Below are 13,373 nucleotides of genomic sequence, written 5' to 3' on the forward strand. Positions count from 1 at the left end.
TTATGTTGATAAAGTCCTTAATAGATTAGAGTAATCTTCTTCAATATCAACACTTTCGCTTTTTAATTCTTCAATTTTTCTACAGGCATGCAAGACCGTGGTATGGTCGCGGCCACCGAAAGCATCTCCAATTTCAGGCAAGCTGTGATTGGTTAGCTTTTTGGCAAGCGTCATCGCCATTTGGCGAGGTCTAGTAATAGAACGACTGCGCCTTTTAGATAATAGATCAGAAACCTTTATCTTGTAATAGGTGGCGACAGTTTTTTGGATATTATCAATAGAAATCAGCTTGTCTTGCGCTGCGATTAAATCTTTTAAAGCATCTTTAACAAAATCTAGCGTGATCGCACGGCCGGTAAACTGAGCGTTTGCAATAACGCGCTTTAAGGCACCTTCAAGCTCACGCACGTTAGAACGAATTCGTTTTGCAATAAAGAAGGCCACTTCATGCGGTAACTCAATATTGGAGTGATTGGCTTTACTCATCAGGATAGCTACCCGTGTCTCAAGATCAGGTGGCTCGATAGCAACTGTTAGCCCCCAACCGAATCGCGATTTAAGCCGCTCTTCCAGCCCCTCAATCTCTTTCGGGTAACGATCACAGGTAATAATAACCTGTTTATTCTTTTCAATGAGGTTATTAAAGGTATGGAAAAACTCTTCTTGGGTCCGACCCTTATTGGCAAAAAACTGAATATCATCAATCAACAAAGCATCAACTGAGCGATAATAGTTTTTAAAGGCATCCATACTGTTGCTTTGAAGTGCTTTAACCATATTGGCCATAAAGCGTTCAGAATGAAGATAAACGATTTTTGAATCGGGTTTATCTTGTAAAATAAGATTACCGACAGAGTGCATTAAGTGAGTCTTACCAAGACCGACGCCACCATAAATCAACAGAGGATTGTATGAAATACCTGGGTTTTCAGCTACCTGCTCAGCAGCGGCTCGTGCAAGCTGATTCGATTTACCTTCAACGAAATTCCCAAACGTAAATTTAGCGTTGAGGTTATTCTGTGGAAAACTGGACGACGGTGCTGATTGACGGCTAGTCGAGGAAACCGATTGAAACGGGTTTGCGTACCCGTTAGTCGCTGGCGCTGTAGTCGGCGCAGTGGCAGGCTGAGAAGGAGTAGCAGCTTCCATTTGCGCATTACCAACATGTAAAGAGATATGCATGTGATTGCTCTCATCTTTACTGGTGACAAACTCAGTGATGCGATCGAGGTATTGCTGTCGGATCCAATCAACAAAAAAAGGATTAGGTGCATACAAAGACATTTCTTTGTCTGTTACTTGGACTTGGAGGGGTTTTATCCAAGTATTATATTCTGTAACTGACAGTTCAGATTGAAGTCGTTGCAGGCAATTTCGCCATATGCTGCTAGACATATACAGTTAATCCTAAATCCATGTTTATAGTTGTTGTTAACAAGTAAGTGTTCGAGGTTGAAAACCGAATTCAGTCATTCCCCAACTCCGAAAGCTAGTGTAGATCCATCTTTGTGAAATATCCACAGTTTTAACAAAAAACTTATCGTTTTTGTGAGTAACTGAAAAATGCAACATTGGGGACTAATTGCACAAAAAGCAAACACAACCCCGTTAAAAGGATAAATTGTGGTTAAATGATGTATATAAATAGTGCAAAACTGTGCACAAAGGTATAAAAGTGGCTTTGTTGAGACTTATCCATTTTTTAACCTCAGGATATAAGACAGTTTAAACACCGGTTTATCATAATTCTAACTCAATGATAAATTTATACTTTACTAACTTATCAACAGATAGTGGCTTGACTAATAATAATAATAAGATCTTTAAATACTTAATTATATTTATTACTGACTAACTTGATCAAATCCGAGAAAATTGATGGAGATAACGCATGAAAAAAGAAATAAAACGGATAAAATCCTGTAAAAGCGCTTTTTTTATCAGAAATATAAGCGTAGTATGAGTTTTTAAGCCAATAGGTTATCCACAGTTTGCGGGCCTAGACTCCGTGTAAATACAATATCTAGTGCTTGGATATAACAGAAGACACTATATGAGAGATCTGGAAATAAACGGAGCAAACCCTTAAAAAATAAGGCTTTGAGCATTGCAATCGTAGGGAGATTCCTATAAAATTCCGCGTCCTTGTAGTTATTGTCACAAATCAATGTCTATTATGGACAAGATAATTGTGAATAAATTTTTATGTTGATGGGTTAAGCAGATGAAAAGAACATTTCAACCAAGCGTCATTAAGCGTAAGCGTGTACACGGTTTCCGTGCTCGTATGGCGACTAAAAATGGCCGTAAAATTTTAGCTAACCGCCGTGCAAAAGGCCGTAAGCGTTTAAGCGCTTAATTTGCGGTAGATAAAATATTGAATTCTTTGATGTGAGCGATAAGACGAGTTCCAGTAAAACCATAGATTATGGTTTTCCAAGAAGTCGTCGATTGCTCACAGCTGAGGATTATAAAAAAGTCTTTAGCAATCCAGTAAAGCTGGTTTGCCCTTCTTTCACACTCCTTGCAGTTCCTAATACGTTAAATCATTCTCGTCTTGGCTTAATTGTAGCTAAAAAAAACGTTAAATCAGCGGTTAAACGTAATCGTTTAAAGCGATTATGTCGACAGTCATTTCGTTTAAACCAAAATGAACTTCCTGCTGTAGATATTGTTTTATTGGCGCGTCGTGGTAGTAGTGAAATGACGAATGAGGTATTATTCGAGCACCTCAAACGACTTTGGTCGCGAGCGAAGAAAAAATGCAGTGGCTACTGATTAAATTAGTGCGTTTATACCAGTTAACGCTCAGTCCGTTAATTGGCAATCAGTGCCGTTTTGCACCTACCTGTTCTAATTATGCGATAGAAGCCTTAGAGCATCATGGTGCGCTTCGAGGGAGCTGGTTGACAGTGAAGCGAGTCGGACGTTGTCACCCAGGGTGCGAAGGTGGGCACGATCCTGTCCCTGTGAAAAAGTCGGTTCAACAATCAAAAGCTGTAAAAGAGTAAACTATGGAATCAATGCGCGGATTTTTTATTCTCGGCCTAGCGGTATGTACGTTTCTTTTGTACCAAGCTTGGCAAAAAGATTATGGCCCTAAGCCCTCTCAACAAGAGAGTGTGGCCGAGCAAAACAGTGTTGCAGTAGCTGGTGATAATAAGACCGTTGCTAGTGACGATCTTGTTACCGTTGAAACGGATTTAATCAGTTACCGTATCGATCCAAACGGTGGCGACATTGTTTATGCTGAGTTGAAGAACTATAACGTCGAGTTAGATCAAGCAAACAATAAAGTCGTGTTGTTTGATTATCGCGATCGTATGTACCAAGCGAAAAGCGCATTGTTAGGGCAAGGCGCTCCTGATAACCAATTACCGCGTGCTGCCTATACCACCGAAAAGCAGGCTTATCGATTGATAGAAGGCCAAGACTCTTTGTCGGTTCCTATGACTTGGGTCAACGCTGACGGTGTTACGTTTGAAAAGGTCTTTACGTTTACACGCGGACAGTACCTTATCAACATGGCTTACCGCATCAACAACAGCTCTGCTAACGACAGAACCTATAATTTTGTTGCTGAGCTAGCGCGCGATCAAAAACCTACAGGCTTGGAAGAAAAGTCCTCGTTTGGTATGACGCCATTTATGGGGGTTGCCTACTCTCCCGAAGAGCAACAGTACGAAAAAGTAGATTTTGAAGATTTAGAAGAAGAGCCTATCAAAACATCGCGTCAAGGTGGTTGGGTCGGCTTCTTACAACACTACTTTATTTCGGCGTGGATTCCGCCACAAGATCAGCAGATCAATATCACCAGTTCAGTAAAGCAGAACAAAGACACCACGATCCGTTTTGTGCAGCCCACAATTTCAGTTCCGGCAGGCCAAGAAAAGTCGATTACCGCAGACTTGTATGTTGGACCAAAAGATTTAGAGCAGCTCGAAGCAGCGGCACCAGGTCTAGACAAGTCTTTGGACTTGAGCTGGGTTTGGTGGATTGGTTTGCCTCTGTATAAATTAATGCAGTTTTTCTTCAGCTTCTTAGGAAACTGGGGCTTAGCCATTATTTTAGTGACCATGGTCATTAAAACGTTGTTGTACCCATTGTCAGCAGCGCAGTATCGCTCGATGGCGAACATGCGTAAATTGCAGCCTAAAATGCAGCGTTTGAAAGAGCGCTATGGCGATGATAAGCAGCGCATGCAGCAAGAAATGATGAAAATGTACAAAGAGGAAGGTGCTAACCCATTCGGTGGTTGTTTGCCGATGCTGTTACAGTTCCCCATTTTCATCGCCTTGTATTATGTTCTGTTTGAAGCGGTTGAATTACGACATGCGCCATTCTTTGGTTGGATTCAGGATTTGTCGGTTGCTGATCCCTACTTCGTCTTACCGTTGCTGATGGGCGGAAGTATGTGGTTGATGCAGCGCTTGCAGCCTAAGTCACCAACCATGGATCAGATGCAACAAAAGATCATGAGCTATTTACCGGTGGTCTTTACAGTCTTTATGCTGTTCTTCCCGGCAGGCTTAGTCCTTTATTGGTTATGTAACAACTTAATTTCGGTGGCCCAACAGCAGTACGTCACGAAAAAAGTTGAGAACGCCCCCGATAAGCCTAAAAAAGCGGTGAAGAAAAAGTAAGCTAACGCAGTAATTATATAGGAACAGATAGTGTCAGCTACTAATACGCAAGACACCATTGCCGCTATTGCAACGCCTCCCGGTCGCGGAGGCGTTGGCATCATTCGAGTATCGGGCGCCTTAGCAAAAACCGTAGCCCAAAAAATTGTCAAAAAATCACTCCAAGTTCGAGAAGCAACTTATCTCCCCTTTGTCGATCAAAACGATGTCGTACTGGATGAAGGGATCGCGCTTTATTTTAAAGCGCCGAACTCTTTTACCGGAGAAGACGTTCTAGAATTGCAAGGCCACGGTGGCCCAGTGATTCTGGATTTATTGCTCAAGGAAGTTCTAAAACTAGGAGTTCGTTTAGCACGTCCTGGGGAATTTTCTGAGCGTGCGTTCTTGAATGATAAGCTGGACTTGGCGCAAGCGGAGGCGATTGCCGATCTGATTGAATCAACCTCAGAACATGCGGCGCGATCGGCGGTGCGATCACTGCAAGGTGAGTTTTCGCAAAAAGTCCATGGGTTAGTTGAAGCTTTGATCCATTTACGGATTTACGTTGAAGCGGCAATCGACTTTCCGGAGGAAGAGATTGATTTCTTATCTGACGGTAAAGTCTTAGGTGATTTAAATACAATTATCAATAACATTGAGTTATTACAAAGCCAGGCGCAACAAGGCTCGATTTTACGCGAAGGCATGACCGTGGTGATCGCGGGAAAACCAAACGCCGGTAAATCCAGTTTATTGAACGCACTGGCAGGCAAAGATTCGGCAATTGTGACCGATATTCCAGGAACCACCCGTGACGTCCTGCGAGAACATATTCATATTGACGGACTGCCGGTTCATATCATTGATACGGCGGGTTTGCGCGAATCAGACGACAAAGTGGAACAAATTGGTATTGAGCGAGCTTGGAAAGAAATCGAACAAGCGGATCAAATTATATTAGTCGCAGACTCAAATGAAACCACGAGCTTTACTCCTCATGAAATCGATCCTGCTTTTGAGCGCTTTGAACAATTTAAAGAAAAGTTATTGATCGTAGCCAACAAAATTGACTTGTCACAGCTTGACCGAGATGATCTAAATACGGGTTATAAAACCATCAGAATTAGTGCAAAGGATGGAACGGGAATTGATGAGTTAAAGGCAGAGCTCAAACAGATTGTCGGCTATCAACAAAATACCGAAGGGGCTTTTTTAGCTCGACGTAGACACTTAGACGCGATTGAGCGAGCTCTGTCGTTTTGCTACTTAGGCAAGGAGCAATTAGTCGAGTTTAACGCTGGAGAGTTACTCGCCGACGAATTACGCCAAGCACAAAACTCGCTGTCAGAAATTACCGGTGAATTTAGTGCCGACGATTTATTAGGACGAATATTTTCTAGTTTCTGTATTGGGAAGTGAAGGTAGTCATATAGATCTCGGGAATTTGATCTAGTGCACATAAAAATTTATTATTAACAGTGAAATTAAAAAAATACAGGGATATAAAATGAGGAATTTGGTTTTTATAGCTTTTATATTAATTTTATCTGCTTGCACAACGATTAAGGTTCCAAAAGCAACTGGTGGTAGTAAGTCTGATGGAATTGTAGAACTTTCATACGAATACGGTATGTTTGAAAGTCCCCAAGTTGACTGGAATGAAGCTTTGAGCACAGCCGTTAGAAGGTGTGCTGCTTGGGGTTACAGTACAGCCGAAAGCTTTGGCGGAACAATTTCCCGTTGCCAGTCATATAATAGTTATGGCAACTGTGTTAGAAACTTTGTCACAATGAAGTTTCAATGCATAGATTGATAAATCATTGGCTGGGTGAAATTCATCCAGCCAGCTATTAGTAAGTTTAAAGCACCCCTCTAAAAGTATCACAAGCCCCAAAGCTTCCTGTATTTGCGCCTCGATTAAACCAGTCCATGCGTTCTTTCGCTGAGCCATGGGTAAAATTTTCACGACGTGGTGGTACGCCAGCGCGTTTCATGAGGGTGTCGTCGCCGACGGCTTCTGCTGTTGATAAAGCTTCTTCTAAATCACCTGACTCTAAGAATTGAATGCGTTTCTGGGTTTGGTTAGCCCATACACCAGCGAGGCAGTCCGCTTGCAGTTCCATTTTAACCTGAAGGGCATTCTGCCCTACTTTGTTGGTTTTGCTTTGTGCTGTGCGAACCTTGCTTGAAATGCCTGTGACGGTTTGAATGTGGTGACCGACCTCATGAGCAAGTACATAGGCCACCGCAAAGTCGCCACTGGCTCCCATGCGTTTTAACTCGCCTAAAAAACTTAAATCCAAATAAATTTTTTGATCGGCTGGGCAGTAAAAAGGTCCAGAGGCTGCTTGACCGGTACCGCAAGCGGTTGGCGTCCTGTCGTTATAAATAACCAATGTGGGTTGCGGGTACTTTTCATTGGATTGGCGAAAAATCGAAGTCCAAGTATCTTCAGTATCAGCTAAAACCACGCTAACAAAATCATAAACGTCTTGTTCTTGAGCGGAGGGTTGGTAGTTGGTTTGCTGAGTTGTTGTGTTAGAGTTTTGACCACCTATCAAGTTTGTGACGACCTGCATCGGATCTTGGTTGAACACAAAGATGGCGATGAGAGCCATGACAATACCACCGATACTAAGCTTGGCACCTGACTTCATTCTTTGACCACGGCGGTCGTCTATATTGCTGCTTCTTCGTCGATTGCGCCACTTCATAATCGGATCCCTAGAAAAAACGAATGGTTAAGAATAATATAACAAGCAAAATAAAGGCAAGTGACAAGGTTTGATTTAGAGAAAATTATAAGCGTGTTAAAAATACTTAAGGTAAGCCCAAGGTGAGGAAGAACCTCACCTTGGTTATATATTATTGATCCGTTTCTACCTCTTCTCGTTTGACGGACTCAGGAGTAACTTCACGACGAACTTGGAGTGCTTGGATTTCGTTTACTCTGAACGGCATCTCAAGATAGTTGCCTGAAGAAATGAAGGTTTTAACTCGGGCTATCGAGCCGGAAACGGACTGTACGGTTCCAACGAAGCTTTTGCCTCGGTAGTTAAAGCGTGCTTCATAACCAATATATTGACCGAGATTAGAAGGCGCTGTGTCCTGTAATGTTAACCCCTGTACTCGGGTTAAGTTGTCGTCTTCTAGTTCCACAACCGTATCCAGTTCAGGGAGCTCGGAAGGCAGTGGTGGGTTTCCGTAAATTTGGCGAACACGTTGATCGTTAAAGAAAATACGAACACTTAAAGCACTCATCAAACGTTGCGCAGACATTTGCATCATTTCCATAGAATTGATGGAGTCTGTTGGGTAGCTTTCTAAGCGAATACTACCAGGCTGACGAATATAGGTTTTATACGTATCGTAAAACTCTTCGCTAAAATGAAGATTATTGTCGTACAAAACATGACGAAGATAATCGATATGGCGTGGGTAGTACTGAGCAAGCTCTAAACCTTCGAGTTCTGCGCAATACTCAAACAGACGATTGGTAAAATCGGTTGTCAAAGCTTCGACAGTGACCGACTTCAGCTTGGGGTTTTGTACCAGAGCATTGGGATTGATTTGATCAAGTAAAAAATCAACGTTTAAACTGCCGTACTCACCAGCATTAACATACATGTTCCAGTTGGCTTGATTGATATGCTTATCGTAGGTAAAGCTGGTACTAAAATCCAAGGTCACTTGTTGATAACCCATCGCAGTGTAATCACTGATATCAAGAGAGGTTTTATTGTCACAACCGGCAAGCGACATTGTTGTCAATAAATCCGGTTGAGAATCATACGAGGAGTCACTATCCATCGACGAAACTAACGGAAATTGCAGTTGCTTAATTTCTGCGCTCATATTTTGAACGCCACCAAAGTATTGGCCTGATTCGATGGAACGAACCAGTTTAAAAGAGTTAATTAAGCTGTCTGTACCAAATCGAATTTCTTCAATCGTGGCTTTTTGAGCAGTGCCGGGAATGGTGATTTTAATGTTGGTCGTGACCGATTTACCATCGAAACTGACGTAAGTTGAATCATAGCTAGCTGGCGCTTGCATTTTCATTGCGGTAAAAATGTTGTCGATCATTTGCTTATTTTTGTACCAGATATAGCCGTAAGCTAAACCTGCAAGAATAAGAAGAACGATCAAAATACGAGTAAAAAGTTTCACCAGCCTCTCCTTCCTTTATCTATCAATAATAATTATCTGCACATGGTGATCGTGTAACAAAGGCTACGCTAACCATAAAATTCCCGCGTTGTAACTCGCGTGACATAAAATTGGGCTTAACATGGAATTGCTCGACTCACGTAAAAACGCCAATGCAATGCCAAGAAGAAAAATCGCTGACATCCCCACCCAGTAATCACTGTATTCTATTAGGTGGAAGCCCATAAATACAACTGCAGATGCACAGATTGCGAAAAATGTGGTAAAGCGGGTTTTTAGGGCGTCAAAAATAATACCGCGGAATAAGTACTCTTCACACAAAGGAGCAAGTAAGACGGTTACAAAAATCAGTAAGCTTTGTGCGCTTAAACCACTGCTTTGAATGATCCGAAAGGTGTTGCTCTCCCCAGCTTGGGGTGGGTATTGAGAGCTGACGAAACTAACGACGTAGGCTATAGCTGCACCAGAAGCTAGAGCAATAAGGATGCGATGAGGTTTAAGAGAGAGTCGTGGTAAAAACTGTGTGACTAAGTACTCTTGGGTTAAGAGTGCAAGCAGTGTGTATGAAATCACCAAAGAGCCCGTGACCGAGAGAATCAGCACCATGCCGGAGGCCGTTTCTGGGTCGCTACCAGTGGAAAAAAAAGGCGCTAGTATTGTGAGCAATAGCGCTGTGGTTAGGGAAAGCACAAGTAATAGTGCCAAAGCCAACCATAACGAATACATCAGGGAGATCGGGGTATAAGACGCGCTATCAGTGGTTTTGAGCACAATAAAGAATAAGTATAATGATAAAGTATTGATTTTAGGTTGATTGAAACAGAAAAGATAGTCAAAAACTGTTCAAAAGTTAAACAAATCAGAGTATGATCTCGCTCCCAAATCGCCTAGGGTTTACAATAGCTCTTTGCGCTCACAAACAGTTAGGTTGAAAGTTCGATATATGCGTTATCCAGAAAATTATTCAGTGATTATTATTGGCGGTGGCCATGCGGGTACAGAAGCAGCGCTTGCGTCTGCGCGCATGGGTGTGAAAACGCTATTACTGACGCATAATATTGATACTTTAGGCCAAATGTCCTGCAATCCAGCGATTGGAGGTATCGGTAAAGGCCACTTGGTTAAAGAGATCGATGCCTTGGGCGGTGCCATGGCGCAGGCGATTGATCGCGCCGGAATCCAGTTTAGAACCCTAAACGCCAGCAAAGGCCCAGCAGTGCGTGCGACGCGTGCGCAGGCTGATAGAGCTTTGTATAAAGCGGCGATTCGAGAAACGTTGGAAAATCAGGAAAACTTGAGTATTTTCCAAAACGCTGTGGTTGATCTGATTGTTGAGAAACACGACGTTAGCGGCCCGGCTGAACAAAAAGTGATCGGGGTGAAAACCCAGATGGGGCTGGATTTTTATGCGGATGCCGTTGTTTTAACGGTGGGCACTTTCTTGGGTGGAAAAATTCATATCGGTCAACAGAACCACTCAGGCGGTCGTGCTGGTGATCCGCCGTCGATTGCACTGGCGGATCGGTTGCGTGAACTTCCATTCCGTGTCGATCGCTTAAAAACAGGTACACCTCCTCGAATTGATGCTAAATCCGTTGATTTCTCGCAGCTGGAACAACAACCGGGTGATACGCCGGTACCAACCTTCTCTTTTATGGGTGATGTGTCGCAACACCCTGAGCAAATCTCTTGCTGGATCACCCATACTAGCGAAAAGACCCATGACATTATTCGTGGCGGGTTGGATCGTTCGCCGATGTATTCCGGGGAAATTGAAGGGGTTGGCCCGCGTTATTGCCCGTCGATCGAAGACAAAGTGATGCGCTTTAGTGATAAAAACAGTCACCAGATTTTCGTCGAGCCTGAAGGTTTGAATACCCACGAATTGTATCCAAACGGTATTTCAACCAGCTTACCGTTTGATGTACAGATGGACTTTGTGCGCTCGATCAAAGGTTTTGAGAATGCGCACATTACGCGTCCGGGCTACGCCATTGAGTACGACTTTTTCGATCCTCGTGACCTCAAAGCATCGTTAGAAACCAAATTTATCCATGGATTGTTCTTTGCGGGACAAATTAACGGTACCACGGGGTATGAAGAAGCTGGTGCTCAAGGTTTGATTGCGGGTATGAACGCTGCGCTGCAAACACAAGGCAAAGACAGCTGGACGCCGCGTCGCGATGAAGCTTACATAGGCGTTTTAATTGATGACTTAATCACGCGCGGCACACAAGAGCCTTACCGCATGTTCACTTCGCGAGCTGAATACCGTTTGATTTTGCGCGAAGACAATGCCGATTTACGTTTGACTGAGCGTGGTCATCAGCTTGGACTAGTGGATGAAGCCCGCTGGGTCGCCTTTAATCACAAGCGTGAAGCGATTGATAGCGAGTTAAAACGTATTGCTAAGCTGGTGATTACGCCGGAAAGCCAGGCAGCCCAAGAATTGAATAAAGTGTTGGAAAAACCGTTGAGCCGTGCTTACAAGGCCCAAGAGTTATTGCGTCGCCCAGATGTGAGTTATGACATGCTGATGTCGCAGCCTGATTTAGGGCCGAAAGTCGAAGACCCTAAGGTTTCTGAGCAGGTCCAGATCCAGACCAAGTACTCGGGTTACATTGAGCGTCAAAAAGATGAAATTGATCGCAACTTACGTAATGAGCATACGCAACTACCGAGTGATATCGACTATACCCAAGTAAAAGGGTTATCCAACGAAGTGGCGCAAAAGCTCCAAAACTTGAAACCTGAAACCATTGGCCAAGCTAGCCGTATTTCAGGGGTTACACCTGCCGCTATTTCGTTGTTGTTGGTGTATTTGAAGAAGCGGAAACACCTAAAGTCAGCGTAATGACTTGTTCCTTTTCTTACGTGGCGACCAACGGGAATGCCTTGGTACAAGAAAAGGAACCAAAAGAAGGCCACCCCGGACATTGAGGTCATGCAAGCATGACTTCCAGCGTCCCGCCCAAAATATTTTCCGCATCAGAGTTTACAGCTCTTCCTTGTGCTGAAAACTCTTAGCAAAATCATCCAAGATTTTGCTCGCGGTATTTTGTGCGTAACTTAGCTCAATGTAAGGGGACCAGAAGCAGGGCTTGTAACAATCGAGTAATAAATATAACCACGAGTAATCTTTAGTGAATCAAGAATTAAAACAACTCCAACCTGAATTTAATCAAGAGTGTCAGAAGCTGGGTATTGCTGTTTCTGAAGCGCAAAGTGAGCAGTTGCTGGAGTATTTATCGTCGTTATTTAAGTGGAATAAAGCATTTAATCTGACGGCGATTCGCAATCCTCAAGAGGCGTTGTACCTTCATTTATTGGATTCTGTGGTGGTATCGCCTGCGGTTGCGTCGTTTGATTCTTGCTTGGATGTGGGTACTGGCGGTGGTTTGCCTGGAATTCCGTTGGCGATTTTAAATCCTGAGAAATCCTTTACCTTGCTGGATACAAACAGTAAGAAAACGCGATTTTTGAAACAGGTGGTCTATGAGTTGGGACTCAATAATGTCACCGTGGTTAATAAGCGGGTACAAGACTTTAATCATGATTCAGGGTATGCTTGCATACTTTCGCGTGCTTTTGCGTCGCTAAAAGACATGACCGATTGGACCGAACATTTACTGGCAGCGGATGGACAGTGGCTGGCAATGAAAGGCTTATACCCTGATGATGAGATAGCACAGTTAGATTCATCGCTACAATTGGTCGATTCTAAGCAAGTAAAGGTTCCCAATTTGGACGCAACGCGGTATTTTATTTATCTCCAAAAAACACAATAAAAGAATCTTGAGGTGACTTGTGGCTTACATCATTGCCATTACCAATCAAAAAGGCGGCGTCGGTAAAACGACCACTAGTGTCAATCTTGCAGCATCTTTGGTGCAAGAGAAGCAGCGTGTGCTGATGATTGATATGGATCCTCAGGGCAATGCCACCATGGGGTCGGGCATTGAAAAGTCGGATTTAGAGCTTTCAACCTATGACTCTTTAATGGAGCCGGAAGACGTTAAAAGCCATATCGTCAGCTCCGATGTTGCGGGTTACGATGTATTGCCTTCAAACGGTGATTTAACCGCGGCTGAAGTTCATTTGTTAGAGTTTGATGATAAAGAAAAGCGTTTGAAACAAGCATTGCAGGCGGTTAATGATCTGTATGACTTTATTCTGATTGATTGCCCTCCGTCGTTGAACATGCTGACCTTGAACTCGCTAGTGGCTTCGGACTCGGTTGTGATACCGATGCAGTGTGAATACTACGCGTTGGAGGGCTTGTCGGCGCTACTTAATACCATTCGTCAGGTTCAAGAGCATGTTAATCCGAACCTTGAGATTGAAGGTATTCTACGCACCATGTACGACCCCCGTAACCGTTTGTCGCTGGAAGTATCACGACAGCTTTTCAGTCACTTTGAGGATAAAGTCTACCGCACCGTGATCCCGAGAAATGTGCGTTTGGCAGAAGCGCCAAGCCACGGCGTTCCAGTATTATTCTATGATCGCAGCTCCAGTGGTTCTAAAGCTTACTTGGCGTTGGCGGGTGAGATTATTAAGCGTCGAAGTGCGGCATAACGA

Annotated in this window: 13 protein-coding genes; 9 read left to right on the plus strand and 4 right to left on the minus strand. The window is 43.5% G+C overall.

Annotated features, from left to right (window positions below):
* A complete protein-coding gene (gene dnaA / locus ABD943_RS06290) occupies positions 1-1,395 on the minus strand; it encodes a chromosomal replication initiator protein DnaA (RefSeq protein ID WP_345292331.1) in 1,395 nt (464 codons plus the stop codon).
* An 829-nt stretch (positions 1,396-2,224) separates the two neighbouring features.
* Between dnaA and rpmH the strand changes: the two genes are divergently transcribed.
* From rpmH to yecR, 6 genes are all read left to right on the plus strand, one after another.
* Positions 2,225-2,359: a 50S ribosomal protein L34 gene (gene rpmH, locus ABD943_RS06295; protein ID WP_046562175.1), complete on the plus strand. Its 135-nt coding sequence runs from the start codon at positions 2,225-2,227 to the stop codon at positions 2,357-2,359.
* 32 nt (positions 2,360-2,391) lie between these two features.
* A complete protein-coding gene (rnpA, locus tag ABD943_RS06300; protein WP_345292332.1) occupies positions 2,392-2,778 on the plus strand; it encodes a ribonuclease P protein component in 387 nt (128 codons plus the stop codon).
* Positions 2,763-3,011: a membrane protein insertion efficiency factor YidD gene (gene yidD, locus ABD943_RS06305; RefSeq protein ID WP_345292333.1), complete on the plus strand. Its 249-nt coding sequence runs from the start codon at positions 2,763-2,765 to the stop codon at positions 3,009-3,011. The genes rnpA and yidD overlap by 16 nt, the downstream gene beginning before the upstream one ends.
* Positions 3,012-3,014: 3 nt before the next feature.
* Complete coding sequence (gene yidC / locus ABD943_RS06310; protein ID WP_345292334.1) at positions 3,015-4,643, plus strand: membrane protein insertase YidC; 1,629 nt, start codon at positions 3,015-3,017, stop codon at positions 4,641-4,643.
* A 30-nt stretch (positions 4,644-4,673) separates the two neighbouring features.
* Positions 4,674-6,041, plus strand: a complete 1,368-nt coding sequence (gene mnmE, locus ABD943_RS06315; protein ID WP_345292335.1) for a tRNA uridine-5-carboxymethylaminomethyl(34) synthesis GTPase MnmE — start codon at positions 4,674-4,676, stop codon at positions 6,039-6,041.
* An 88-nt stretch (positions 6,042-6,129) separates the two neighbouring features.
* A complete protein-coding gene (gene yecR, locus ABD943_RS06320) occupies positions 6,130-6,435 on the plus strand; it encodes a YecR family lipoprotein (RefSeq protein ID WP_345292336.1) in 306 nt (101 codons plus the stop codon).
* Positions 6,436-6,481: 46 nt separating this feature from the next.
* Here the strand turns inward: yecR and ypfJ are convergent, their stop codons facing one another.
* The 3 genes from ypfJ to ABD943_RS06335 form a co-directional block, all read right to left on the minus strand.
* Positions 6,482-7,336, minus strand: coding sequence for a KPN_02809 family neutral zinc metallopeptidase (ypfJ, locus tag ABD943_RS06325; RefSeq protein WP_345292337.1), 855 nt, complete (start codon positions 7,334-7,336; stop codon positions 6,482-6,484).
* Positions 7,337-7,487: 151 nt separating this feature from the next.
* Positions 7,488-8,792, minus strand: coding sequence for a hypothetical protein (locus tag ABD943_RS06330; RefSeq protein WP_345292338.1), 1,305 nt, complete (start codon positions 8,790-8,792; stop codon positions 7,488-7,490).
* Positions 8,793-8,855: 63 nt separating this feature from the next.
* On the minus strand, positions 8,856-9,497 hold the full coding sequence (locus tag ABD943_RS06335; protein WP_345292339.1) for a CPBP family intramembrane glutamic endopeptidase: 642 nt from the start codon (positions 9,495-9,497) through the stop codon (positions 8,856-8,858).
* A 238-nt stretch (positions 9,498-9,735) separates the two neighbouring features.
* Here ABD943_RS06335 and mnmG point away from each other — a divergent pair, with 238 nt between their 5' ends.
* From mnmG to ABD943_RS06350, 3 genes are all read left to right on the plus strand, one after another.
* The gene (gene mnmG, locus ABD943_RS06340; protein WP_345292340.1) at positions 9,736-11,646 is read left to right on the plus strand and encodes a tRNA uridine-5-carboxymethylaminomethyl(34) synthesis enzyme MnmG; all 1,911 of its coding nucleotides are present in this window, start codon (positions 9,736-9,738) and stop codon (positions 11,644-11,646) included.
* Between the two features lie 289 nt (positions 11,647-11,935).
* Positions 11,936-12,580, plus strand: a complete 645-nt coding sequence (rsmG, locus tag ABD943_RS06345) for a 16S rRNA (guanine(527)-N(7))-methyltransferase RsmG (protein ID WP_345292341.1) — start codon at positions 11,936-11,938, stop codon at positions 12,578-12,580.
* Positions 12,581-12,599: 19 nt separating this feature from the next.
* Positions 12,600-13,370: a ParA family protein gene (locus ABD943_RS06350; protein ID WP_345292342.1), complete on the plus strand. Its 771-nt coding sequence runs from the start codon at positions 12,600-12,602 to the stop codon at positions 13,368-13,370.
* Positions 13,371-13,373: the final 3 nt, after the last annotated feature.

Origin of the sequence: Kangiella marina (assembly GCF_039541235.1) — a bacterium.
In the GTDB taxonomy this organism is placed as follows: Bacteria; Pseudomonadota; Gammaproteobacteria; order Enterobacterales; family Kangiellaceae; genus Kangiella; species Kangiella marina.